The organism is Eximiradius proteiniborus (genome assembly GCF_058546985.1).
The window spans coordinates 1,736,228-1,761,005 of record NZ_CM178592.1; the positions used below are offsets into that span (position 1 = coordinate 1,736,228).

Sequence of the window (24,778 nt, forward strand, 5' to 3'; positions counted from 1 at the left end):
TATGGATAGAAATTCATTTATCGGAATGACTTTGATTATGTTGCTGCTGTTTGGGTGGCTGTTCTATATGTCGGTTTCAGAAGCACCCAATCCGCCAAAAGACACCGTAGCAGGTACCACCGCTCACCAGTTGCCCGCAAAAGCTCAGGATAGCCTTGCTCCGGTGAAATCTGTTGCCGATTCATTCCAAACCCAGCAACGCTACGGTATTTTTTCGAAATTTGCCTCGCAAAACGAAACTGTTTACACAATCGAAAACGACTTGTTCGTTGCTGAAATCTCTTCACGCGGTGCCGTTCTTAAATCCTGGAAACTGAAAAAATACAAAAAATGGGACAAAACTCCTGTGCAGCTTATCCGCCGCGGCAATGGCGAACTCTACATTAACTTCGTTACTCTTGATGCTAAAAAAATTGACACCCGCGACCTGAACTTCTCGCTTGCCAACCAGTCCTCAACAAACATAAAAATTCAAGGCAACCAATCTGCAAACCTTGTGTTCGAACTTGATTTGGGAAATAACCGTAAAATCAAGAAAGTGCTTAAATTCTTCGGCGACAAATACCATATAGAACAAAACATCACTGTTGCTAATCTGGAAGACGTTCTCCCAACTCGTGGATACAATCTCGTTTGGGAAAAAGGATTGCCTCCGCAGGAATACAACAGCGTGGACGAAGCAAGCGATGCAATGGCAATAGTCCAGATGAATGGCGAAGTGGAAGAAGTCAATGCAACCGAAACCAAGCCAACCGAAAAAAGCTTCACCGGAATAATTGACTACGCGGCAATCAAAACTAAATATTTTGCTACTTCAATAATGCCACAGCCCTGGCAAAGTTTCGACGGCACTGTTGATATTTCCGGATACGCCCGCCACCACGCCAAAAACGGAATTACCGAAACTTACTCGATAAACTACCGCATACCATACAAAGGTGGTCAGCAGCACAACAATTTCAAAGTCTTCATTGGTCCGCTCGAATATAATACTGTTCGTTCGTACGGAATGAACGCTTTGATTAATTTTGGCTGGCGTTTCTTAATCCGTCCGATTGGCGAACACTTTATGCTGCCGATATTCCAGTTTGTGCATAAATTTGTGCCCAACTACGGAATTGCAATATTAATTTTCTCACTAATAATAAAATTATTGCTTCATCCATTGTCCATTACCCAGATGCGTTCAGCTCAAAAAATGCAACTGCTTTCGCCCGAAATGGAAAAAATACGCACCAAATACAAGGACGACCAACAAGCTCAACAAAAAGAAATAATGAAGCTTTATTCCGAATATGGAATAAATCCTGCAAGCGGATGCTTGCCGTTGTTGCTGCAAATGCCAATTTTATTCGCTCTTTGGGCTGTGCTGCGTTCGGCTATAGAGCTTCGTCAGGAACCGTTTATCTGGTGGATTACTGATTTATCGATGCCCGACAAAATTTTGAACTTCGGATTTTCCTTCCTCGGAATTAGCCACTTATCGGGTTTGGCAGTGCTTATGGGCGTTACTATGTTCATTCAGCAAAAAATGACTATCACAGACCCACGCCAGAAAGCAATGGTATATATGATGCCGGTAATGTTTCTCTTCTTGTTCTCAAACTTCCCGTCCGGGCTTAATTTATACTATTTCTTCTTTAATTTGCTGTCAATTGCACAACAAATTTATATAAACAAGTTTTCTAAAAAACGTCTAACTCTCGAAGACTTAAAGAAAATGCCCAAGAAAGAAGGCTGGTTGCAACGCAAAATGCGAGAAGCTCAGGAATTAGCCGAAGCTCAAGGACGCACCCTACCCGGTGCAAAGCCACAACACAACAACCGCCCAAATCAAAATCGCCCAAAACGCAAAAAGTAGATGATTGATAAAAACACAAAGGCTGCTTCTCCAGAAAAGCAGCCTTTTTTATTTATATTCGGACAATCTTGCAATTATTCTTTTTTTAGATAATCTGCGAAAAAAGTTGAAACACTTTTTCAAATGATGCGTATTTACAATTAAAGATACTTCCTATAACAAACTTAGCGTAAAATTTCGGACTATCCACAATCAGGGATAGTCTTTTTATTTCAGTTGCTCCAAAGCCTCTTCCATTGTCAATGTTATGCGTAATATAGACGACACCTTTGTAATCTTGAATACATCCTGGAGTGTCTTATTCACATTTGTCAGTATCAAACGCGAGTCCTTCAGGTTGTATTCGTAATTGAGCTTAATCAGCTTGCCAATGCTTATAGAACTAAAATACAGAACATCCTTGAAATCCATCACGAGATTTTTGCACCCATCGCCGAGAGCATCCATCGCAAGATTGAAAAATTCATCCGTTTCGTCGCCACCTACAAATTGCCCGTCCAATCTCATCAGACAATAGTTCTCGAACTTTTCAAGTTTTGTTTTCATAAATGAATTTTTTATAATTTTACAAATGTTACACTCTAATGAAGTTTAATATATAATTTTATTGAGAAAAAAACTTTACTTTTTATGTGAACATTTAATTAATTTTATATTTTAATTTTTGACATCTTCGTATGCGTGATAAAATCAAGTCGCTTGCAAGCGACACTATAATATATGGAGTTTTTCAGGTAATCGGCCGGTTTCTTTCTTTTCTGCTTACCCCACTCTACACTAATTACCTTACAAAAACAGAACTTGCGGAAATCACTTTCATCTATTCCATTCTCGCTTTTCTTAATATTATTTTCTCGTTCGGCTTGGAATCATCTTACTTCCGTTTCTACCAAAAGGACAATCCCGAGCAATGCCGAAAAGTGTTTTCAAACGCTATGTTTGTAATTTCCAGCATTGCCGCTTCGTTCGCATTGGTTGTTATTCTTACTGCCGACTATTTTGCTTACGATTTGATAGATTTGCCCAAAGCCGCGACAATAGTTCGTATTTCTGTTCTTATTCCGCTTTTCGACAGCTTAATCCTAATCCCGTATGCATATCTTAGGATGACACGTCAGGCAAGAAAATTTGCACAAACAAGGCTTTTGCTTATTATTATTGCAGTTGCCAACAACTTGATTTTGGTTGTGTCGCTCCGCTGGGGTGCAATTGGAGTTATAATTTCGCAGCTCATTGCGTCCTCGTTCGGAATTCTGATAGTTTTCAAGGAAGTAAGAAACAATTTAGTAAAGTATTTAGACTGGAAGCTTATCAAAGATATGTTTAAATTTGGATTGCCCACCCTACCGGCAAACCTATCGGCAATGATACTGCAAGTGGCAGACCGTCCGTTTCTGAAAGCACTTGCCTCGACGAACGACTTAGCTATTTACGCTGTTAATTTTCGGCTTGCTATTCCGATGATGATTGTCGTTACAGTTTTCGATTATGCATGGAAACCATTTTATTTGAGTCGCTACAACGAAGAAGGCTCAAAAGAACTCTTTGCCCGCGTCTTTACTTACTATGTGCTGTTCTGCTCGGGCATTTTCCTTGCAACTTCTCTGTTTATCGAGTATTTGGTTCAATTGCCATTTATCGGTGGTCGTTTTATCGAACCGTCCTACTGGACAGGGCTTGCCATTGTGCCGGTGATTCTGCTTGCATTTTTCATTAACGGCAGTCAGTCTCATTTTGCCGCTGGCTTTCTCATAACCAAAAACACGCGTTATGTTGGTATTTCGGTCGGGCTTGGTGCAGCAGTAAGCTTAATTCTGAACTTTATTCTAATCCCATATATTTCATACTGGGGCTCTGCTATTGCAATTGTTGCCGGGTATGCGGTCGGTGCAAGCAATTTATATATCTATCAACAAAAAATCTACCCGATTGCCTACGAATGGCGGCGAGTCTGGATTATCGTATTCTCAACAGCTATAGTCTATTTTGTTGCAAAAGAAGCAACTATATCACTCGAAATGAAATGGGCGATTTTGGTGCGTTCGCTATTTTTTGCATCGTTTGCTGTCATTCTTTACTTACTTAAATTTTTCACACCTTCGGAATTGAACCATATCCGCAAACTTCTGAAGTTGAACAAAAAGGACTAAAATATGCCCTTTCCGCAAAATAATTTAGACAGGCATTTTAATAAAAACTCTCCCTGGTATTTTTCGGGTTTTTCTATTTTCCTTATTCTTATCTGGAATATCCCTACTGGATTCATTTACCTATACCCAATTACAATTTTGGCAACATATTTTCACGAAATGGGGCACGGGCTTGCGGCATTGCTACTCGGCGGCAACTTCCATTACTTACTTGTGCATCCCGATGGTTCAGGAGTTGCGGTGCATTCCGGAGTGCATTTTCTTGGCTCAATCGGGCAGGCTCTTGTTGCCATTAGCGGACCACTCGGTCCTACTTTTGCCGGTATGCTTTTTATTTATTCGTCCGGTTCAGTCAAAGCAACTCAAAGGTTGCTTGTAATTGTAGGTGCTTTGATTGTCATAACAGTTATTATCTGGGTGCGTTCTGTATTTGGAGTAATATTTTTGATTGCAGTAGGTGCCTTGCTAATGTATATTGGGATAAAATCGTCGGATAGAGTCAAGCAATTAGTGCTTCAATTTCTCGGTGTGTCCTCTATGCTCAGTTTATACCCAAATGTCGGATATTTTTTCATAGACCGTATAGAAATGAATGGCGAAATAATGTATTCCGATACTGGTTATTTAGAGAAATATTTATTTCTGCCATACTGGATGTGGGCAATTATCATCTTAGGAATTTCATTCTTCGCTTTTTATAAATGTTTTGCATATTTATATCATAAAAATAAGGGATTTCAATGAAAAGAGTTGCATTAATTATGGCAGGTGGTTCTGGCGAACGTTTTTGGCCACTTAGCCGGCGCAAAAAACCGAAACAATTGCTAAAATTAGTTTCAGACAACAAAACTATGCTCGAAGAATCAGTTGAACGGGTGGCACCGCTTATCGACAAACGGGACGTGTATATTATCACAAGCGAATTGCTTGCTCCGATTATGCGAAATATGCTTACAGATTTCCCGCCGGGAAACATTATTCCGGAACCATACAAACGCAATACAGCTCCCTGCCTTGCACTTGGAGCCGCCGTTCTTCTTGCCAAATACAGCAATGAACCTGATTTATCTGTAGCTGTGCTCACTGCAGACCAGCATATTTTCCCTTCACACTCTTTCATCGAAACAGTTGATGAAGCAATGAAATATGCCGAAGCCGAAGGGAAAATTCTCACCATCGGTATTCCGCCGACCCGCCCCGAAACCGGTTACGGCTATATCGAGCTTGGCGAAAAAGTTACCAACTGGCAATTGATTTTCGATGTCCTGAGCTTCCGCGAAAAGCCTTCCACCGAAGCAGCAGCCCACTACCTTGCCTCTGGCAATTTCCTGTGGAATAGCGGAATGTTTTTCTATAAGCTTTCAACCTTCGTTAGTGAATTGAAGCAACATCTTCCCGAAGTTGGCAATCATATTGAACTTATGGCTAAAAATTTAGTTAGTTCAATCAATACTCCTTCCAACTCTTTGCTGAATGAAATCGGAGATATTTTTAAGGAATTTCCGAATATTTCCATAGACTACGGGCTTATGGAAAAAACTGCCAATGTCGCTGTTGCCCGTGCATTGTTCAACTGGGACGACGTCGGGGCACTCGATGCTCTACGGCGTACACGCCCGGCTGATAGCAGTGGAAACATTTCCATTGGTCGGACTTCGCTTGTTGAAACAGACAACTCTATCGTTATCAACGAAAGCAAAATGGCTGTTGTTTCTGTTCTGGGAATGGACGGTGTTGCCGTTGTTGTAACAGACGATGCAGTGCTTGTTTGCCCGGTCGACAAAGTGCAACAGGTTCGCCAAAGCGTAGAAGACGTAAAAAACAAGTTTGGCGAAGAATATATTTGAGATAGCTCAGGACGCACCCGGTGCGTCCTGAAAACTTCAAAATCAGCGATTTATTAAATATTCTGATTCTTATTTTGCAAAGAAACCAATATTATTTGTAGAAATTCACTGAAACGCTAACTGTGTGTATGCACTTTAAAGACTGAATTTTTGCAATTCAAATCAAAATTACTTCTTTTTTAAAAAAATTGTTTATAAATTATATGTTCTAAATTTCATTTCGAACACAGAAATTGAGGAGAAAGTGGGTCAAACGATTGTTCAAAAAATTCTGGCACGTGCAACCTCCCGACAAAGCGTTGAAGTCGGCGAAGTGCTCGAACCAGCTGTCGATACTGCAATGTCGCACGAAAATGCGGCACTTGTGATGAACCAATTCCAGGAAATTTTCGCCGGTCTGGGTCGCCCCGCAAAAGTGTGGAACCCAAATCGGATTGCTATTATCTTCGACCACAGAGTTCCCGCAGAAAGCAAGAAAACCGCCACCAATCAGAAGAAAATCCGCACATTTGTTGCTGAACAAGGAATTACCAAATTTCACGATATTCGCGGAGACGAAGGTGGTATCTGCCACCAAATCCTGCCCGAAAACGGCTATGTTTTGCCCGGTTATGTTGTAGTTGGAACAGACAGCCACACAACCACTCACGGGGCTCTTGGAGCTTTTGCCTTCGGTATCGGTGCAACCGAAATGGCTTCGGTCTGGGCTCTCGGTAATGTGCTTAATGTAGAAGTGCCCGATACCATCAAAGTTGTTGTCGAGGGCGAACTCCCCAAATATGTTCAACCTAAGGACATCATTTTGCATTTGATTGGCAAAATATCAGCAGAAGGTGCAAATTTCAAAGTGTTAGAATTTCACGGCTCGACTATTCGCAATATGAGCACATCAGGACGCCTTACATTGTGCAATATGGCTGTCGAAGCTGGTGCTACTTCCGGTATTGTCCCACCAGACGAAGAAACTATCCGCTTCCTGCGCGAAGAAGCCGGTGTAACAGGCGATATTGAACTTATCGCTCCGGACGAAGACGCTAAATATTGTCAGGTTGTCGAAATCGATGCCTCAACACTTGTTCCGCAGATTGCCTGCCCGCACACAGTTGATAACGTCAAGCCGGTTACGGAAGTCGAAGGACTGAAAGTTGATCAGATTGTTATTGGTTCTTGCACCAATGGACGTTTAGATGATTTGGAAACTGCGGCAAACATACTTCGTGGCAAAAAAGTTGCCCGCGGTGTGCGTATGCTTGTTTTCCCTGCTTCATACAGAATATACCAGAAGGCTCTCGAACTCGGTTACGTAAACGACCTTGTAAAAGCCGGTGCAGTTGTTATGAACCCCGGTTGCGGACCTTGCTTGGGTGTGCACCAGGGAGCTTTGGGCGACAAAGAAGTAGCACTCGCAACAACAAACCGCAATTTCAAAGGACGTATGGGCAATCCTGATTCTGATGTGTATCTGTGTTCCCCAGCTGTTGCTGCTGCTTCCGCAATTACCGGAATGATAACAAATCCGCAAAAAGGAGGGTTTTAAAATGGCTAAAGTAATCTATAAATTTGGTGATGATATTTCGACCGACATTATATATCCCGGACGATATATGGCAACAGTTCTGCCAACAGAAACTCCGCAATTCGCATTTGATGATATTAAAGAACTCAATAAATTGCTTAATAGTGAAAAAACTGACGAAACAAGAATTATCCTTGCCGGAAAGAATTTCGGTTGCGGTTCTTCTCGTGAGCAGGCGGCTTCGTGTTTGAAAGGGCACAACCTGACTATTGTTGCAAGAGATTTTGCTCGTATCTTCCTGCAAAACAGTATCAATCTTGGCTTGCGAACAGTTATTTGTCCTGAAATCGAAGCAGAAGTTGGCGACGAACTCGAAATTCTGGGCGACAAAGTTATAAACAAAACGCAAGGCAAAGAATTTCCGATTGTTCCACTGCCAAAGGCTCGTCAGGCAATAGTTGATGCCGGCGGGCTAATTCCTTACACACAGAAAATCCTGAAACAACGAATGGGAATAGAATAAAGAGTTGATTATATATTTCGCCGTGAATGCCTCTGCAACTTCAAGGCGCAGGGGCATTTTCTTTTGCTATTAACCCGGAAAGATATATCGAAAATGCTATAGCCGGATAGATAAACCTGCCATCAGAATATGCCACAAACAGTGAATATACATACAATGCAAGCACCAGAGCAAGCCCGGCAAAACACAAAAGAATAATTTCCCTATCTTGTCCGGCAAATTTTTTCTTAAAGTAATAGTATATCCCAATTGCAAAAATTATCAGCGAAGGATATGCTGAAAGCAAAAACGAAAGATAAGTTCGCGGGCGGGCAAGATTATTCTTCAAAGTCGATAATTCAATTTTCCAGCCATAAGTGTATGGTATTCCGTAATTTAACACCTGCATAATCTTCTGATGCAAAAAGTATGCTACCACATACAGCAACACAAGCAAACCAGCTTGCTTCCAGTTTCTCTTGAAAATAAAATACAGCAATCCGCAAGCAAATACTATTATTATGCTCTCTTTCAGAAACAAGCCTACTGCCACAGCAACGCAAAACCACGCATAGCGACCTTCCAAAAGCAAGGAAAGCGCAATCATCATCCACCCCACAAGAGCCGCATCCACAAATCCTACAACACTATAATAGAATACCGGGAAACAAAAAATATGCAGCAACACAATATAAAGCGCAACCTTTGGCTGCACATACCGCCCTGCAAGTGTCCTGAATGCAAACGCAAAGCCCAGATACAACAGAATTGCATTAATCAGATTTAGCGAAAAGCCTCGCTCAAATGGCAACGCCGCCGCCAAAAGCGGCGCCAACAGCCTTTTGTTGGACGGAGCATCTGAGTACCAGAAAGGTGCTTGCCCACGAAAATAATCCACCATCGCATAATATTGGTGATGGTCGCCGCCTATAATCCCGACAACATCTTTTATCAGCAGGTCCTGTCGGTTGAACCGCAAAAAAAGCACCACCACAAGTGCAAGCAATATATATATATAGTATTTTTTCATTTGGTTTTACGTTCTTCGTCTATGCGACTTTTTAATGGCTTACAGCAGATGCTAGTAGCTTGAGTTACATTTTTCTTAAAAATATTATGTTCTCCTTCAACATAGTATTGGATAATTCACCTTTTATGTTGGTTGGAGAATTTTTCGCTGGCATTCTTTTGTTAATTATATTTCTATAGAGTATTATTTCTGTTTTAAAATTAATTTTTTCTGAGAGTTCACTTATAATTAAATCTGTCCTAAGAAAAACGCCTTTTACTGTTCTATTACCTGTAACTAAAACAAAATATTTATCTTTTTTTAAATATTCATAGGCAGTTAGTAAAGAATCAAATAAATCTATATAAAATGATAAAACTTCTTCGGCTCTTTTATGATCTTTCGACTTTATTTCATTATATTGCAATTTTAAGGTTTTTGAGTATTCTAAAACTTCTTTTCCTTTGCTAAATATTATTTTACCTCCTAATAGACTTTCATCCAATTTGTAAATATTTCTATCATTCATTATCCATTGCCAAGAAAGCCTTGAGAACTGGCCATAAGCTACCGTAGTTCTTGAATCGCCATAAGGAGGTGATGTAAGAATAAAGTCAACACTATTACTTTCTATATTTTGTTTTTTACGAGAATCACCTAATATTATTTGAATCTTTGTGCTAGAGTTTAGAACTTTATAGTAAAAATTCTCCATTAGAGAAATATTTCTTTGAGATACATTTTCAAAATGCCAAAAAACGTCTGGATTAAAATCATCCTTGATTTTTTCTTTATCACGATGTAACTTAAATCCATTATGATTTGTTAAAGACACTCTTCTAACAACTTCACTCATACAAAGCAAGAAGAAATCTCTTATATCACTATTTTCAATGTATGAGATTATTTCTCTTAACTTTGACAAATCTATTATTTGTTGTTGCTTAAACCAAAAATCAATATTGTAAAAGTTATGTATTGGAAAATTTTTTATTTGATAAAATTCATTTTTTATAATATAAATAACTTTTTTTAGAGTTTCTGGATTTATTGGTGTAGTTTTTACCTTTGCCATAAAACAGGCAAAAGGATTTAGTTCAATACCTATTGCTGACTTTCTATTTAACAACATACTTTCAATTAATGTTGTTCCAGAACCCATAAAATTATCTAAAACGATGCTATTTTCATCAGTAAAGACTCTTAATAATTTTCGTGCCAGTTGAGGTATAAATTTTGCTGGATATTGATGAAAACCATGAGTATATATATTTGGATAATAATTTCTAAAGTCCCACTCGTAATACCAATCTTCTACATCTTTTGGTTTATAGTAAAAATTGTCTTCTTCCTTATATATATCAATAGAATATTCAATTAAAAAAAACAATTCTGAAGATTTGTAATTGATATTTTTTACATTAAATTCGAGATTATCTGTAAACATTACTTCATCCTAATCTTTCATTAACAAAATTAACAATATCTGATAAAGGGGAAATAAATTCGGTATCAACATCAATATCTTTGGCAATGAAAGCTTTATCAAAAAATTTAAACATTCCTCTATGTTGAGGATTATTTATTTCATTGTAAAAATTAACTGTGGCAAAGCATATTATTGGCATTTTAAAAACATTGTACTTTATATCATATTTATTTTTAATTGGATTTTCTGTAGTTGCTATTTCCATTAATAATTTCCATTTATAAGTTTGTCCAGCTCTTTCTCTTAATGAAGTCTTTAATGATAAAATAATACACTTGTCAACAGATTTATCTTCTTTTTCAGTATAAATAATTAAATCTACATCAGGCTTTTGAGTTTCATTCCCAATACTGATTGTAGAAATTTTATCAAAATTTTTTACCCGAGACTTCTTAGAAGTTATAAAAATGTTTTGCTTAATATTTCCTTCTAATTTATTTTTTATGAACAAATAAACAAAACTGTTAGAAAAAGCATTGCCTGCAATAGATTTCATTGCTTGACTAATGTCATTTATTTCTCCAACTTTTTTTCTTTCTTCTACTAATTTTCTAACTTCATTTTTCAGAATTTTTTAATATTTCATATATTTTATTAAATATATCTATCCATTTCACTTTATTTTTTTTATTAAGATCAATAAATTTATCCAAAATAGGCCTCATATAATAGGTGTTTTCTATTTGCCTAATATCATTTTGTTCATTTTTTGTTAGTTGATACATTTTCAATACCTTTAATTAATTTATTATTATCAGTGTGCATATAGAGTTCTTCGTCTATGCGACTTTTTAATGGCTTACAGCCACTGTTGTGCATAATGTCGCCAATTTATCTATTCAATTTCTCCTTCATCTAATACAATTGTTCCATCTTTTCCGGAATACATTCTTTTATTATCTGAGTTGAATTCATACTTTACATCTAAGGATAGTGATTTATTAGATAATATTTTGTAATGTTTACATTTATAAATATGTTTGTTATCTTTTTCTCCTGAAACATAAATTTCAAAAGATAATATAAAATGAGGTGCATCATAAATTACTTTAAATTCATCAGATGGTGAAAAATAAAAACTTCTTTGAGTTGTGGCTATATTTTCGATATTATATGTCTTACATTCTAAATAATATGGTTTTTCATTATACCAAAACAATATATCGGGATAACCTGTTGCTTTTTTATTGCCTTTAGTGCTTTCTGGAATATCCGCAGTTAACCCTGACGAATTTAATGCTTTTCGGACATAAAGTTCTATATCATTTCCAACTTCATTAGCTCTTGATCTCAAAATTCCTGTTTTATTTATTTCCTTCCCAGCTATTAGTGCGGATTGCTTTAATAGCTTCAATACTTTTTTATGGTCTGAGTTTTTAAAGTCAAAAGACATTACTTTTTTTCCTGTCATTGCTTCTATTACAAGGTTGAAAGGAATGTCTTTTAATGGTAGTAACATTTGTTTGATAACATTCTCGAGTTTCTTAATATATTCATTTTCATTATTACACATACTTATTTCACCTTTTTAAAAATCAGAATGTTTTCTTTTTTCATCACATTATATAAACCAAAGATTATTTTATTTATATTTTTTTCTAATTTGAACCCAAGATTTTCCATAAAATCAATAGTAAACTCTACTGTTTTTACTTCCTGTCCTTGATAAGTAGCATTTCCTATAACAATAACAGCATATTTATCTTTTTTTAGCACTCTGTGCATTTCTTTGTATGATTTTTTCATATCCTCGTTGTAAAGATCTATCTTACTTCTTCCATTTCCCCTAACTCCAATAAAATCATCCCTCATCTTCAACACGTCAAAACCTAAATCTTTAAGAGAATGAATATCGTTTTCTACGTAATCGAGAGCAATTGAATAAGGTGGTGATGTTATTATTCCATCTACGGAATTATCAGATAATTTTATATTTCTGGTATCACCAACTTCAATTTTCACATTTCCTAATGTTAAATTCAATTCATCTTTTACCCTTATGAAATCCTCCACAGAAGAAATCATTAAATCAATATTTTTAATAAATGAATTGAAAAAATCTCGTTTCCTACGAGAATTATCACTTACTGCCAATAATCTTGCTAATCTATAGAAATTTTTTATTCTTTCATCTTCTGATAAATTATTCAAGATATCATAGTAACTTTCATCAGTTTGAAATAGGTTCGATGAATAATTTTGGAAAATTTCCTTTTTCAATTTTTTTATTTCATCTATAATATAAATAGATTCTGTCTTTACTTTTCCCTGAATAACGCAAAGTGGTGATATATCTATCCCGATAAAATTTATTCCTAATAATTGAGCTTCAAGCGCTGTGGTACCACTTCCTGAGAATGGATCAAGAACAGTATCTCCCTCATTTAATCCGATAATATTTAGCAACGCCCTAATCATTTGAGGATGGAATTTGCCTTTATATGGGTAAATCCAGTGAGTTAAATATTGATTTACAGAACGAGTTCTATTTTTCTGAATTATTTTGAAGTAATCTGTTAGTTGCCCATCAACAGTTTTGTAATATGCACCCTTTCTTTTTATTAATTTTTTTTGTTCATCAGATTTATTTAATATTTTAAATTCTCTTAACCCATTTGTTACTTCAAAGTTAACATCTAAGGCTTTCAATTCTAATTCAGCCAAAGATAATTCATAAATAAATTGGACGTTATCCAATAAAACCAAATCCTCCTTACTATTATTTTCATCTATTTCATATGCCCAGAACTGGTCTTCTGTTCTTTCTATCATTGTTTCACCTTTAGTTTTTAATCTCTTTACTTCCATTATATTTAATTCCCTTTTGAAATTAACGGCAATATTTAGCATAACAATATATAAATATTTATGGAATTCAAAAAATAATGACTAAAATAATTGAACTACAAAAAAAACAGAGACGCCTTGTCGGCGTCTCTGCTAAATTTCTAAAGTTTACTTTAATTTGCAAATAATCCGGAAAAAATCACTGAATTTCTAATGCAACTATCTGGTTGCGTTCTTTATATTTTACCTGAAACATAACGGTTTCGCCCTTGCTTTTGCTTTCCAATATTTCTTTGAGTTGCCCGGTGGTCTTGAGTTCCTTCCTATCAACTTTGACAATTACGCCATTTGGGGAAAGCCCACGTTCGGCTGCGTGGGAAAATCTCTGGACACGCGTAATATAAACGCCATTTTTTACGTCGAATTCTTTTTTCTGTTCGGAAGTTAGCGGAGAAACAGAAAAGCCAAATTTATCGAACGAAACCGGCTCGTTAGCTGATGTATCGCCTTTCTTGCCAGAGGAATCGTCTTCGCTTAAGCTTTCGTCCGAATCATCACCTTTGCGGCGTTCTAAGGTTACAGTTTTTGTTATTTTCTGCTTATCCCGCCAAAGAGTTACTTTAACTCTGTCGCCAACACGTTTTTGAGCAATGTAGCTTTGCAATTGATTAGAGCTATTTATTTGCTTGCCGTCTAATTCGAGAATAACATCGCCAATTTCTATTCCAGCCTTGTCTGCGGGACTATCTTTGAGCACATCATTCACCATAACACCCTGGACGCTCGGCAACCCGATATTTCTTGCAGTAATTTCATCTACTGTGGAAATCACAACTCCCACATAGCCACGGTCAATTTTTCCATCATCGATTAAATCCAGCACAACTGAATGAACTAAATCAACAGGAATAGCAAAACCATAGCCTATATAGGTGCCTGTTTGCGTAGCAATTGCTGAATTAATTCCTACTAAACTGCCATTAATATCGAACAGCCCGCCGCCACTATTGCCCGGATTAATCGGCGCATCTGTTTGAATAAAATATTCAACTGCGTATGGGTCGCGTCGCAGTCCCATCGCTCCTCGCCCAATTGCACTAACTATGCCGCTGGTAATTGTAAAATTCAACCCAAGTGGATTGCCAACTGCAATAACGAACTGTCCGATTTTCACATCTTCGATTTTAGCAAAGTGTGCAACTTTAAGTCCCGAGGCTTCGATTTTGATAACTGCCAAATCAGTAAGCGGATCGCGCCCAATTAGTTTTGCCTTGTATTCTTTTTGGTCGCTTGTAATAACTTTAATTCCATCTTCAACAGCATCTTCGACTACGTGATTATTTGTTACAATGTAGCCATCCTGCGAGATAATCACACCAGAACCAGCTGCGCGACCGCGTCGCTCCTGCTTTTGCTCATCTTCGGGAAAACCGAAAAACTTGAAAAATTCCTCGAAACCGGGGAATTGATTCATCGAACTTGATTTTGTATCAACACTTATCGCTACAACTGTGGGTTTTACCGCTTCGGAAACTGCTACAAGTGCATCGTTGAATGCCTTTGCCGCTTCCGATGGAACTACCGGAGCTTTGTCTGCTCCTATTTTAACATTTTTTTGCTGAGCAAACGAGGAATTATAAAAAAGTAAGCTTAAGCCGACCAACAAAACAAAGCTCAAAACCGAAAGAGAAGAATAAAGCAAAACACTTTTTTTGCTTGAATTCATCATATCCCAAACCTCCTTATTATATAAAGAAATAAACGAATAAGTCTAAAAAATCTTGCTATATCTCACTCGTTTGCTTTATTGACATACATAATCGGGTCTATGTATCCTGCTTGCTCAAATCCACGAAGGCGAAGCTGGCACGATTCGCATTCGCCGCAGGCTGCATCTTCGTTTGTGTAGCAGCTCCACGTTAAATAAAGCGGAACATTCAATAAAATCGATTTCTGAACAATTTCTTTTTTTGAAAGATGTATAATTGGTGTAACAATTTTTATGTGAGTATCGGGCTTTGTGCCAAGATTAAGTGCTTGCTCGAAAGCACGGAAGAAATCTTCGCGGCAATCTGGATAGCCGCTTGAATCCTGCTCGACTGCTCCAATATAGATAGCTTCGGCACCAAGTGTTTCAGCCCAGCTTGCTCCTATTGCCAAAATATTTCCATTGCGAAACGGAACATATGTGTTTGGTATTTCGTTTTTGTCGAATTTTGCTTTCGGAACATCAATCTGCAAATCTGTCAGGCTCGAACCACCAATTTGCCTGAAATAGTTTACATCAACAACAAGCCTGTGGCTAATTCCATAATAGTCGCATATTTCATTAAAGGCACGTTCTTCTCGCTCTTGAGTTCTATGTAGATAATTCAGATGCAAAGCTGCAACTTCGTAGCCTTGTTTCAATGCTATTGCAGCACACAGAGCCGAATCCATCCCACCGCTCATCAGCACAACTGCTATTTTTTTCATTTAGCCACCTCGTCTTCGTAATCTTCTTCTAAATTCATTTCATTTTTTCGCCATTCTTCATAGAACATCATTAATGCCGCAGTAGTCGGCACTGCAATCAGCAAACCAATTAATCCAAGCAATCCACCAAATACAAATAATGAGATAATGAGCAACACCGGATGCAAACCAACCTGCTTGCCGAGCACATTCGGCTCGATCAGATAGGCATTGATAAAGTGTATTGCCGATATTGTCCCTACTATCACCAGCATATTCACAAAGAAATTGCCATCATCAACCAGAAGCATAACAAATGCTCCTATAATCATCGAAATTGCAGAGCCAAAATACGGAATTGGGTTCAGTATTCCCGCAATAAACGCTAAAACTATCGAGTATGGTAAATTGAAAAATGAGAAGCTAATCGAACAGAAGGTAGCAACTATCATCGCTGCAACAATCTGCCAACCAATGTATTTTTTTACAATTACGTTTACTTTGCGTAAGTCCGAAAGCAACTTCTTGTTCTTGGTTCTCAGATTGTCTTTGATATAATCTTTGAATTTTCGGAAATCTTTCAACAAATAGAATGTCATAATAGGCGTCAAAATTACATTTACTACCTGCGTCAAAATTACCGATAAGCTGCTCAGTATTTTAAGCAAACTACTGAAAATCACATTGACTATACCTTCGATGCGAGGAATAAGCTCGTCGCGAACCGCTTCGCGAACAGTGCTTTTGGGAAGCCCGAATTTTTGCAATTTTCGGAAAAAATCCTCGCTTTCAACATATTTTCTCGCAGAATTCACATATGCTGTAAGGCTCTTGAGTGCATTATCAAGCTGATCGAAAATTATTGGAAACACAAACACAGCCACAACAGTGAAAACACCTATAATTACCAGAATAAACACAAGCGACGATAGCCATCGGGCTATGTTCAATCTTTGCTTGAGCTTCTCGACAAACGGGTCGAGCAGGTAAGCTGCTAAAAATGCAATAAAAAACGGAACAATCGACGAACCAATTACTCGGAGCAAACTGAAAACCAAGAAAATCGCAACTACGATTAATAGTTTTTCTATAATTGGGGCTTTCTTGCGGAACGAAAAAAGAATGAAAACTGAAATAAGAAGCAAAACAATCGGTTGAGCAATCAAACCCGTAACGTATAGATACGCGGCAAAAAACAAAAAGCCAATCACTATTGCGGCTATTGTCGAAATCTTTTGCGACTGATTTTTAAACCCACCGAAATCCATAATATTTTTCTCAATTATGCAAGATATAAACGAAAAACGAGAAAAAATGTTTCTAAATTATTTATCGAATAATATTTTGAACGTTGCCCCACCCATATCGTTGTTGCAGACTTCGATTGTCCCGCCTATTCTTTGAGCGAACACTTTCACAATGGCGAGCCCCAGCCTGGTGCCTTTGCCTTGCTTTTTTGTAGAGAAGAACGGTTCGAAGAGTTTGTCGATAGATACATCTTTTGGCAAACCGATACCGCTATCAGCGACGGAAATGTACTTTTTGTCGTCTTCTTCGCCAAACGAAATAACTATTACTTTCTCGTTCTGGTCTTTTTCGTCAATTGCCTGAATAGCATTTATTATGAGATTATTAATTATTATTTCTAATTGCAGAGGGTTCGCCGTAAGCGTTAAATCAGGTTTTTGCTCTTCAATTTTAAGGTAAATATCGTGTGCCTGTATTTTCTGCACAACCAGGCTCAATGCCCGTTGAATAACAACAGATACTCTCACCTCAATCCGCTCCTGACTTGTAGATTCAAGCCAGTATGAACGCATATGCTGAATAATATCTTCAACTTTCGAAACCGCATTGGAAATTCTGTAGATAAGTCTTGTGATTTGTTCCGGTAGCAGCAACTCATTTTGTTTGTTCCAATACAGAATTCCATCGGCAGCCACCTTGATTGCATTGAGTGGCTGGCTTATTTCGTGAGTAATCCCACCTGCAATCACACCAATGGAAGCAATTCTCGCGGCATTTTCAATCATCACTATAGATTCCTGACGCTTTATTTCTGCTTCTTTTCGATCGTTTATAGGTCGTGCCATTATATTCACATACTGGATTTCGCCTTCAAGCGAATATATTGGACTAAATACGTGTTCTATCCAATAATCACCACCAACATAATCTATATAATTGTATTCAAAATGAACTTCCTGTCCGCTCAATGCCTCCAAAAATGAATTATATATTTTTTTAGAAAGCTCATTTTCTTTCAGGAATTGCTTAAAATCTGCATCATACCTGAGATATATATTAAATGTTGAAAGCAGCTTATCAAATGCGTATTTGTTGTATGTTACTACCCGCATTTCTCTATCAAGAAGAATATAATAAATATTCCCTCTGTTGATAATACTTTCGAGCATATTTCTATATTTGTGAATTTCATTTTCAATCTTTACTATATCAGAAACATCTCTCGAAGCACCAAGCAATTTTTTCGGTCTCTTCGAAATATCGTCGTATTCGAAAACTGCAACTTTATTTTCATACCAAAGCTCACGTCCGTCGTAATCCCGCATTTTCAGGAAAAATTCAGTATTGGTAATTTCCCCGCGTTTAAATGATATATATAATTTTTTTACGTAAGGAATTTCGTCCTCATAGCAATATTTCAAAAATTCTCTTCCTGATATTACTGGTGGCGGGAAATTATATATTTTATCTTCGTTTATTTTGTAAATATTAAAGGTGTTTGTTGTGAAATCAAATTCCCAGAACAGTTCGAACGACATACTAAAAGCAAATTGCAGTTTTCGGCGTTCTTCGTCGAGTTCAGTTTCTGCTTTTATCTTTTCGGTAATGTCGTTGCTAACAATTGTAAGTCCGCTGAAATTGTTTAACTCATCGAATTTTGCAGAATAAAAGTTTTCAACGTATTTATCCCCTATGTGTTCTATCGAGTATCGCCGGCGGTTACGCGATGCTTCCAGAATATTTTTATAAAATTGCGGATGTGATTTCAGTACTTCGCTAACTTGCTCACCAACTTGCATATCCTGAAATAGTCCGATATTTTCAATCGCTCCCAGAACAAGTTTAATTACAAAATTATGATTCAAATGCCATACCATCACCGGCAAGCTGTTCAGCACACTGGTGAGTAAATCAACGTTGAACCTTAGAGCACGTTCAGCAAATTCCCGCTCTGTTTGATCTTCCCTGAAAATTATATATTTGCAGGTGCTTTCATCATTATATATTGGAACAATAGTGTACTCGATAACGTAGTCGTAGTGCCGGAAAAGAAAATTAACCGGTAATTTTGTAAGTTTTGCTTTTTTTGTATAAACTCTAAGCATCGAGCTAAGCCCGATAGAAATCAGGTCGTAGAGATTTTTCCCAAGATAGCTGTCAATACGCCTGATCATTATATTGTCTGCATAGTCGTTCGAACCAAGAATCGTTCCCTCCTCGTCTATCATTATTACCGGCTCCGGAGATGAATTCAGAATTGTCCGGTAGAGTTCAGCTTTTTCTTCTAATTTTTTGTATCTTTCTTCGAATTCTTCTTCTGTTCGTTTGGAAATGCAAAATTTAAGTTTTTTCAGAATTTTGTCTTTATTATAGTTTCTTGATTTTTCATCATCTATCAATAGAAGTGTGTTCGGATATTTTTCGGCAAGCAGCGGGAAATACTGCAGTTCTGCAAAAATAACGAGATTATCTAACTTATTTTGTTTTTTTAATATTTCGATAAAACTGTCGAATACAAGCAAATGTTCGTCGTATTTGATGATTATTACGCAACACTGCTCGATTTCAGTTATATTCAGTTCAGATAAATTCTCGGCAACTAAAGCGTTGATTTTAACATCAGTAAAATAGTTAAATATTTCATCATCCGGTATGAAATTTATCAGCAAAATGCAGTATTCAGCAAAGTTTTCGTCCATATTACGGCTATACGAAATGGCGTCTAAATACAAATATCGGAATATTCTCAATAAAATTAAAATAAAAAAAAAAGACCTTTTAAGCTTTCGCCCAAAAGGTCGTAGATTGTTTTCTATGTCCCTATGAAACTTCTTTTAGTTAAGATTTTGCACCTGAACGTTGAAGCTCTGCCCTTCAACTGTAATTTTGTAGTTTGTTACAGCACTTGCAGGATTCATATTCGGTGCCCCCAAGAATCCCGGAGGAATACTTGTAACCTGAACATTACTTGGGATGTAATCCTGCTTTGACGAACCATTTCCATTATTGCCATTGTTCGAACCGTTAGCTTGTGCTACTTTTGCCTCTTCTTTCTTTTTCTCTTCCGAAATTTTGCGAACATTCACTTTGCCATCACCTTTGAGGAAGGCAATTCCCTTTGTCTGACAAGATACAGCAATAAATATATTTTCTTCTGTAAGCTCGATATTTTCCTTTTGAAGTTGCTCTTTCCAGTAAGCAATAGATTTTTTCTCGTCTCGTTCAGCGAGCACAAGCGGACTTTCAGTTGTGCGTGGCAATTTAAGTTGCTCTTCTGCTAATTTAATAACTTCCGCGTCTGGTTCAACCGGTGTTTTGCCAAAGTAGCCAAGCACCATCTTGCCGTAACCTTCGGCGATTTGCTTCCATTTGCCAGCCATAACGTTATTGTATGCCTGCTGGAAATAAAATTGCGAAACAGGTGTAACAGATGTGCCAAATCCACCTTTTTCGACTACTTCTCTCATTTCCTTTATCACTTGCGGAAATTTATCAAGCACTTTGAAGTCTCTCATCATCTGCGTATTTGCCGTTAATGCTCCACCAGGCATAGGCGAGAACGGTATCATAGGCGACACCTGAACAGCTTCCGGCGGAATAAAGTAGTCTTTTAAGCACTCTGTAAATACTTCTTCGTATTCTCTTATTTTTTCTATGTCCAGCCCTAAATCGAACTCCGAACCTTTCAGTGCGTGCAGCATAATGATAATATCCGGCTGACTTGTTCCACCAGACACAGGTGCAGCAGCTAAATCGATACCATCAGCACCAGCTTCGAGCGCAGCAATGTAGGACGAAACCGATACACCGGCTGTTTCGTGCGTGTGCATACGAATGTGAGTGCCTTCCGGCAACATCTTGCGTGCCATCTTGATTGTTTCATATACTTTGCGGGGACTTGCCGTTCCGCTTGCATCTTTGAAGCATACGGAGTGGAACGGAATGCCGGCATCAAGTATCTGCTTCAATGTCTTTTTGTAGAATGCTACATCGTGAGCCCCGGTGCATCCCGGAGGCAAATCCATCAAAGTTACCACAACTTCGTGACGCAATCCGTGCCGAACAATGCATTCACCACTGAAAATCAGGTTGTTTACGTCGTTGAGCGCATCGAAATTGCGGATAGTTGTTGTGCCGTGCTTTTTGAACATTTTAGCGTGCAAATCTATTACTTCTTTCGGAGATGTATCTAAGGCAACTGTGTTTACACCACGTGCAAGAGTTTGCAAATTAGCTTCCGGACCAACAACCGAACGAAACTTGTCCATCATTTCGAATGGGTTTTCGTTCAGGTAGAATACCGGTGCCTGAAAGCGAGCGCCACCACCAAATTCAAAGTGTGTGATGCCAGCGGCAACAGCTGCTTCAAGTGCGGGCAGAAAATCCTGCAAAAGCACTCTGCCACCAAAAACTGATTGGAAACCATCCCGGAAGGAGGTGTCCATTACGTCTATGAGTTTCTTTGCCATACCAAACTCTCTTTTTGTTAAAAATACTTGAACTGCATAAGCAATTCAAATGCAAATTAGTCTTAATTAAAATTAAGTGCAAGAAAAATCGACTATTCGTTAGTTATTTATCGATATTTTTTTATCGTTACACCCGTAACCAATTAAAATTAAAAAAAATATATTTTTTATGATAAATTCATTTCATTATTTTTGTTACTTATTTTTTTTTATTTCGTTATCTATTATATCAATTGATGGAACAAAACGAGTTCATAACTCACGCAAAAAGGATGAAAAGCAGATTGCTGCGGCTTGCTTATAGAATTTTGAACAACCGTGAGGATGCCGAAGAAGCTGTGCAAGAAGCATTTATCAAAATATGGGAAAAACGTTCGCTAATAGACAAGAACGCAAACATCGACGGTTTCGCTACTGTGGTGCTGAGAAATATCTGCTTGGATAAATTCAAATCCAAGCACTACAAACACAAAAAAAGCGATATTGATGATTACTCTTACGTTTTAGAAACATCTGACGTTTCGCCTTACAAAAACGCCGAATATAAGGATGCCGCTGAGCTTATTTACAAGATTATTGAAGATTTGCCCGATAAAGCTCAACAAATTATCAAGCTTCGCGATATTGACGGATTTTCTAACCCGGAAGTTGCCCAAATGCTCGGTATCGATGAAAATGTTGTGAAAGTTACACTATCGCGCACCCGAAAAAAAATACGCGAAATTTTGATTAATAAGTATGGTTATAATTATGAACATTAATGAATTAATAGAAAAATACTACAACGGCGAAACAACTCCAGCCGAAGAAGCTCTTCTGCGAAAATATTTTGCAGAAGCCGACGGAAATTCGCCCGAAAAAGATATGTTCGCGTTCTTTGCAAGCGAAAGCGATAACTTCGAAAGCTCCGAACTTGACACCAGCGAACTCCTTTCCAGAATCAACCCGACAAAAATCAGCCGTATCCCAACCTTTTGGAAATATGCTTCTGTCGCTGCAATTTTTATTCTTGCTGTCAGTTCTTATTTGTTTTTCTCAAAATTTTCTGCTGACGAGAACAAAAAGCAATTTGCTTCGGGCATTGTAATCACCGACGAGAATATTTCTCAGAACAAGGAAATCGCTGTTGCCGAACTGCAAAAGGCTTTCAGCCACCTTAATAATTCTCATAAAATTGCTAACGAGAATTTGCTTAATCTTAAAAAATTAAATGATGTTAATGATTATATTGAAATATTGATAACAGATTAAGAGAAATAATTATGAAACAACTCTACAAAATATTCTTTTTTATCTTTATTGTCGGTTCGGCTCTGGCTCAGCCGTCCTCAATTACAAGCCTCATCGACCAGTATTCCGGCAAAGACGGTTTTATCATTCTCAATCTTAACGATGCAAGCATTGTGCTGCGCGAAATTGTAAAGAACAAATCAGCACAAGAAGCAATTAAATCTGTCAGGAAAATCACTCTTATCAGATTCTCTACCGAAGAACTTAAAGAAGACAAAAAAAGCGAAGCAATGAAGAATGGCAAAAACTTCTATTCTCACGTGAAAAATTTCCGTGCTCCCGACTACGACGAACTGATGTCGCTTAGTCAGGGCTCCAACCTGCTGCGTTCCTATTTCAAAAAGAACGACAAAGGCGACAACGAATTTATTATGACAATAACCGCAGAAGACCACAACAGCCTGATAATGTATCTGAACGGCTCTTTCACAAAAGAGGAAATTCTCGAAATAGCAAAATCAATAAAATTTTAATCACATAAATTCTGAATTACCAAAAAAGCAGGGACGCAATGCTTTGCGTCCCTTTTTCATTTTAAACACACATCGAAAATAGATCTTGTTCGGTGTTCCTTGCGGAAAGGGAGGGATTCGAACCCTCGGTACCGTTTCCGGTACACACGCTTTCCAGGCGTGCCAGTTAAGCCACTCCTGCACCTTTCCCCAAAAGTAAGATTACAAAAATAATAAAAATAACTAAATATAAAAAAGATTTTTATATGTAATTTTTTTTTCATAGTTTTGCAACGCTCCCTTAGCTCAGTTTGGCCAGAGCAACTGACTCTTAATCAGTGGGTCGCGGGTTCGAGTCCCGCAGGGAGCACCACTGTGCTGCTACCCTTCGGAAGGCTTCGAACCTTCCGAAGGTTTCTTTAAGCTTCTGTTATTTAAGTTGCACTCCACCTCTGAAATGACTGTTAGAAATTACTATGAAATTCTACGAAAATACATATTACCATATTTACAACAGAACTAACAACGAAGAGGCACTCTTTCGTTCTGTTCTGGTAAGTCTAGACAAACCTTCCGAAGGTTTCGAACCTTCGGAAGGTTCGTAATCGAAGCTTTCTTTAGGGTTTCTTTTTTCATTTTCACTTTTATTTCTTATCTTTGCACTAATGCTTATTAATATATTCAACTTACTCTTATGAGCAACGTAAAAAAAGCGTCTCTAAACAAAAATCTTCATAAAGCTAAAAATGCCAAAAAAGACGAGTTCTATACTCAACTTGCCGACATAGAAAAAGAGTTGCGTCATTACAAAGAGCATTTCCGAGGTAAAACAGTTCTTTGCAACTGCGACGACCCTCGCATCAGCAATTTCTTTAAATATTTTTCTCTCAATTTCGAGGCTTTGGGGCTTAAGCGATTAATTACTACCTGCTACAAAAATCAAAATCCCGACATATTTAGTCAGCACCAGTCCGAACAGGCTGTTTGGCTCGAATACTTAGGCGACAAAAACGACAACCGTGTGCCCGACCCCGAAGAAATCGGCATCCGCCCGCTCTCGGGCGACGGCGATTTCCGCAGTCCAGAAGTCGTCGAGCTCCTCAAACAAGCCGACATCGTCGTTACAAATCCCCCTTTCTCTTTATTCCGCGAATATGTAGCTCAATTAATCGAATACAACAAAAAGTTTTTGATTATTGGAAATATAAACGCAATTACATACAAAGAGATTTTTAAATTAATCAAAGATAATAAATTATGGTTGGGATATAATTGTGTTAGACACTTTTATATACCTGGTGAAACCTTATATGAATCTGCTAGATCTTATTGGTATACTAATCTTGATATTAAGAAGCGGCACGAGGATATTATTCTATATAAGAAATACACGCCCGAAGAATACCCTAAGTATGATAATTACGATGCAATTAATGTAGATAACGCTGAAAAGATTCCAATGGACTATCCCGGAGCTATGGGTGTGCCTATTACTTTCTTGGATAAGTATAACCCAGACCAATTTGAGATATTGGGTTTAGATGACCATAGGTTGCAATATCCTGAATGGAGAGGAAGGGGTCCAGATTTAAACGGTAAAACAATTTATCGCAGAATAATCATAAGGAATAAGAGGTTGTGAGAGATGGCGCGGATGAATTCATCGGATGACTCAATGTCATCCGATGAATTATTTGCAGATGT

Annotated in this window: 21 protein-coding genes, 2 tRNA genes and 1 pseudogene; 12 read left to right on the plus strand and 12 right to left on the minus strand. The window is 37.7% G+C overall.

The window, feature by feature from the left end; translation table 11 throughout:
• The first annotated feature begins 1 nt into the window (after position 1).
• Positions 2–1,861, plus strand: a complete 1,860-nt coding sequence (gene yidC / locus ACY2LT_RS07200) for a membrane protein insertase YidC (RefSeq protein ID WP_491814828.1) — start codon at positions 2–4, stop codon at positions 1,859–1,861.
• A 207-nt stretch (positions 1,862–2,068) separates the two neighbouring features.
• Here yidC and ACY2LT_RS07205 read toward each other — a convergent pair whose 3' ends face one another.
• Entirely contained in the window at positions 2,069–2,407 is a 339-nt protein-coding gene (locus ACY2LT_RS07205) for an STAS domain-containing protein (RefSeq protein ID WP_491814830.1), read from the minus strand.
• 131 nt (positions 2,408–2,538) lie between these two features.
• Between ACY2LT_RS07205 and ACY2LT_RS07210 the strand changes: the two genes are divergently transcribed.
• The 5 genes from ACY2LT_RS07210 (at position 2,539) to ACY2LT_RS07230 (ending at position 7,897) form a co-directional block, all read left to right on the plus strand.
• Entirely contained in the window at positions 2,539–4,011 is a 1,473-nt protein-coding gene (locus ACY2LT_RS07210) for a lipopolysaccharide biosynthesis protein (protein WP_491814831.1), read from the plus strand.
• A 3-nt stretch (positions 4,012–4,014) separates the two neighbouring features.
• On the plus strand, positions 4,015–4,755 hold the full coding sequence (locus ACY2LT_RS07215; RefSeq protein WP_491814833.1) for a M50 family metallopeptidase: 741 nt from the start codon (positions 4,015–4,017) through the stop codon (positions 4,753–4,755).
• Positions 4,752–5,858, plus strand: coding sequence for a mannose-1-phosphate guanylyltransferase (locus ACY2LT_RS07220; protein WP_491814834.1), 1,107 nt, complete (start codon positions 4,752–4,754; stop codon positions 5,856–5,858). Before ACY2LT_RS07215 ends, ACY2LT_RS07220 begins: the two co-directional genes overlap by 4 nt.
• A 244-nt stretch (positions 5,859–6,102) precedes the next feature.
• Positions 6,103–7,395, plus strand: a complete 1,293-nt coding sequence (locus ACY2LT_RS07225; RefSeq protein ID WP_491814835.1) for a 3-isopropylmalate dehydratase large subunit — start codon at positions 6,103–6,105, stop codon at positions 7,393–7,395.
• A 1-nt stretch (position 7,396) separates the two neighbouring features.
• Positions 7,397–7,897: a LeuD/DmdB family oxidoreductase small subunit gene (locus tag ACY2LT_RS07230; RefSeq protein WP_491814836.1), complete on the plus strand. Its 501-nt coding sequence runs from the start codon at positions 7,397–7,399 to the stop codon at positions 7,895–7,897.
• Positions 7,898–7,937: 40 nt separating this feature from the next.
• Here the strand turns inward: ACY2LT_RS07230 and ACY2LT_RS07235 are convergent, their stop codons facing one another.
• The 10 genes and pseudogenes from ACY2LT_RS07235 to ACY2LT_RS07280 all read right to left on the minus strand — a co-directional run.
• Complete coding sequence (locus ACY2LT_RS07235; RefSeq protein WP_491814837.1) at positions 7,938–8,906, minus strand: glycosyltransferase family protein; 969 nt, start codon at positions 8,904–8,906, stop codon at positions 7,938–7,940.
• Positions 8,907–8,970: 64 nt separating this feature from the next.
• Complete coding sequence (locus ACY2LT_RS07240) at positions 8,971–10,332, minus strand: DNA methyltransferase (protein ID WP_491814838.1); 1,362 nt, start codon at positions 10,330–10,332, stop codon at positions 8,971–8,973.
• A 4-nt stretch (positions 10,333–10,336) separates the two neighbouring features.
• A complete protein-coding gene (locus ACY2LT_RS07245) occupies positions 10,337–10,870 on the minus strand; it encodes a BsaWI family type II restriction enzyme (RefSeq protein WP_491814839.1) in 534 nt (177 codons plus the stop codon).
• A 339-nt stretch (positions 10,871–11,209) separates the two neighbouring features.
• Positions 11,210–11,887: a hypothetical protein gene (locus ACY2LT_RS07250; RefSeq protein ID WP_491814840.1), complete on the minus strand. Its 678-nt coding sequence runs from the start codon at positions 11,885–11,887 to the stop codon at positions 11,210–11,212.
• Positions 11,888–11,889: 2 nt separating this feature from the next.
• The gene (locus ACY2LT_RS07255) at positions 11,890–13,182 is read right to left on the minus strand and encodes a DNA methyltransferase (RefSeq protein ID WP_491814841.1); all 1,293 of its coding nucleotides are present in this window, start codon (positions 13,180–13,182) and stop codon (positions 11,890–11,892) included.
• Between the two features lie 178 nt (positions 13,183–13,360).
• Positions 13,361–14,890, minus strand: coding sequence for a Do family serine endopeptidase (locus ACY2LT_RS07260; RefSeq protein WP_491814842.1), 1,530 nt, complete (start codon positions 14,888–14,890; stop codon positions 13,361–13,363).
• A gap of 62 nt (positions 14,891–14,952) precedes the next feature.
• Complete coding sequence (queC, locus tag ACY2LT_RS07265) at positions 14,953–15,636, minus strand: 7-cyano-7-deazaguanine synthase QueC (protein WP_491814844.1); 684 nt, start codon at positions 15,634–15,636, stop codon at positions 14,953–14,955.
• A complete protein-coding gene (locus ACY2LT_RS07270) occupies positions 15,633–16,883 on the minus strand; it encodes an AI-2E family transporter (protein ID WP_491814845.1) in 1,251 nt (416 codons plus the stop codon). The genes queC and ACY2LT_RS07270 overlap by 4 nt, the downstream gene beginning before the upstream one ends.
• Positions 16,884–16,940: 57 nt before the next feature.
• Positions 16,941–19,562: a PAS domain S-box protein gene (locus tag ACY2LT_RS07275; RefSeq protein WP_491814846.1), complete on the minus strand. Its 2,622-nt coding sequence runs from the start codon at positions 19,560–19,562 to the stop codon at positions 16,941–16,943.
• A 368-nt stretch (positions 19,563–19,930) separates the two neighbouring features.
• A pseudogene (locus tag ACY2LT_RS07280) lies at positions 19,931–21,332 on the minus strand (hydroxymethylglutaryl-CoA lyase-like TIM-barrel protein); the annotation flags it as partial.
• 236 nt (positions 21,333–21,568) lie between these two features.
• Between ACY2LT_RS07280 and ACY2LT_RS07285 the strand changes: the two are divergent.
• The 3 genes from ACY2LT_RS07285 to ACY2LT_RS07295 are packed head-to-tail and all read left to right on the plus strand — an operon-like array spanning position 21,569 to position 23,095.
• A complete protein-coding gene (locus ACY2LT_RS07285) occupies positions 21,569–22,093 on the plus strand; it encodes a GFO_1088 family ECF-type sigma factor (RefSeq protein WP_491814847.1) in 525 nt (174 codons plus the stop codon).
• Positions 22,083–22,583, plus strand: a complete 501-nt coding sequence (locus tag ACY2LT_RS07290; RefSeq protein ID WP_491814849.1) for a PG0215 family putative anti-sigma factor — start codon at positions 22,083–22,085, stop codon at positions 22,581–22,583. The genes ACY2LT_RS07285 and ACY2LT_RS07290 overlap by 11 nt, the downstream gene beginning before the upstream one ends.
• Before the next feature lie 11 nt (positions 22,584–22,594).
• On the plus strand, positions 22,595–23,095 hold the full coding sequence (locus ACY2LT_RS07295) for a DUF4252 domain-containing protein (RefSeq protein WP_491814850.1): 501 nt from the start codon (positions 22,595–22,597) through the stop codon (positions 23,093–23,095).
• Positions 23,096–23,197: 102 nt separating this feature from the next.
• On the opposite strand, the gene ACY2LT_RS07300 is transcribed toward ACY2LT_RS07295, so the two are convergent.
• A tRNA-Ser gene (locus ACY2LT_RS07300) sits at positions 23,198–23,284 on the minus strand.
• Positions 23,285–23,369: 85 nt separating this feature from the next.
• Between ACY2LT_RS07300 and ACY2LT_RS07305 the strand changes: the two genes are divergently transcribed.
• The 3 genes from ACY2LT_RS07305 (at position 23,370) to ACY2LT_RS07315 (ending at position 24,716) form a co-directional block, all read left to right on the plus strand.
• A tRNA-Lys gene (locus ACY2LT_RS07305) sits at positions 23,370–23,447 on the plus strand.
• Between the two features lie 103 nt (positions 23,448–23,550).
• A complete protein-coding gene (locus ACY2LT_RS07310) occupies positions 23,551–23,679 on the plus strand; it encodes a hypothetical protein (RefSeq protein WP_491814851.1) in 129 nt (42 codons plus the stop codon).
• A gap of 89 nt (positions 23,680–23,768) precedes the next feature.
• Positions 23,769–24,716, plus strand: coding sequence for an adenine-specific methyltransferase EcoRI family protein (locus tag ACY2LT_RS07315; protein ID WP_491814852.1), 948 nt, complete (start codon positions 23,769–23,771; stop codon positions 24,714–24,716).
• The last annotated feature ends 62 nt before the right edge of the window (positions 24,717–24,778 follow it).

Excerpts from the sequence above, each read along its gene's own strand:
- ACY2LT_RS07315 (WP_491814852.1), top strand. The coding sequence starts at position 23,769 with ATGAGCAACGTAAAAAAAGCGTCTCTAAACAAAAATCTTCATAAAGCT.
- ACY2LT_RS07260 (WP_491814842.1), bottom strand. The coding sequence starts at position 14,890 with ATGATGAATTCAAGCAAAAAAAGTGTTTTGCTTTATTCTTCTCTTTCG.
- ACY2LT_RS07295 (WP_491814850.1), top strand. The coding sequence starts at position 22,595 with ATGAAACAACTCTACAAAATATTCTTTTTTATCTTTATTGTCGGTTCG.
- ACY2LT_RS07275 (WP_491814846.1), bottom strand. The coding sequence starts at position 19,562 with ATGGACGAAAACTTTGCTGAATACTGCATTTTGCTGATAAATTTCATA.
- ACY2LT_RS07255 (WP_491814841.1), bottom strand. The coding sequence starts at position 13,182 with ATGGAAGTAAAGAGATTAAAAACTAAAGGTGAAACAATGATAGAAAGA.
- ACY2LT_RS07215 (WP_491814833.1), top strand. The coding sequence starts at position 4,015 with ATGCCCTTTCCGCAAAATAATTTAGACAGGCATTTTAATAAAAACTCT.
- queC (WP_491814844.1), bottom strand. The coding sequence starts at position 15,636 with ATGAAAAAAATAGCAGTTGTGCTGATGAGCGGTGGGATGGATTCGGCT.
- yidC (WP_491814828.1), top strand. The coding sequence starts at position 2 with ATGGATAGAAATTCATTTATCGGAATGACTTTGATTATGTTGCTGCTG.
- ACY2LT_RS07310 (WP_491814851.1), top strand. The coding sequence starts at position 23,551 with ATGAAATTCTACGAAAATACATATTACCATATTTACAACAGAACTAAC.
- ACY2LT_RS07230 (WP_491814836.1), top strand. The coding sequence starts at position 7,397 with ATGGCTAAAGTAATCTATAAATTTGGTGATGATATTTCGACCGACATT.
- ACY2LT_RS07270 (WP_491814845.1), bottom strand. The coding sequence starts at position 16,883 with ATGGATTTCGGTGGGTTTAAAAATCAGTCGCAAAAGATTTCGACAATA.
- ACY2LT_RS07250 (WP_491814840.1), bottom strand. The coding sequence starts at position 11,887 with ATGTGTAATAATGAAAATGAATATATTAAGAAACTCGAGAATGTTATC.
- ACY2LT_RS07210 (WP_491814831.1), top strand. The coding sequence starts at position 2,539 with ATGCGTGATAAAATCAAGTCGCTTGCAAGCGACACTATAATATATGGA.
- ACY2LT_RS07285 (WP_491814847.1), top strand. The coding sequence starts at position 21,569 with ATGGAACAAAACGAGTTCATAACTCACGCAAAAAGGATGAAAAGCAGA.
- ACY2LT_RS07220 (WP_491814834.1), top strand. The coding sequence starts at position 4,752 with ATGAAAAGAGTTGCATTAATTATGGCAGGTGGTTCTGGCGAACGTTTT.
- ACY2LT_RS07240 (WP_491814838.1), bottom strand. The coding sequence starts at position 10,332 with ATGTTTACAGATAATCTCGAATTTAATGTAAAAAATATCAATTACAAA.
- ACY2LT_RS07235 (WP_491814837.1), bottom strand. The coding sequence starts at position 8,906 with ATGAAAAAATACTATATATATATATTGCTTGCACTTGTGGTGGTGCTT.
- ACY2LT_RS07245 (WP_491814839.1), bottom strand. The coding sequence starts at position 10,870 with ATGAAATCTATTGCAGGCAATGCTTTTTCTAACAGTTTTGTTTATTTG.
- ACY2LT_RS07290 (WP_491814849.1), top strand. The coding sequence starts at position 22,083 with ATGAACATTAATGAATTAATAGAAAAATACTACAACGGCGAAACAACT.
- ACY2LT_RS07205 (WP_491814830.1), bottom strand. The coding sequence starts at position 2,407 with ATGAAAACAAAACTTGAAAAGTTCGAGAACTATTGTCTGATGAGATTG.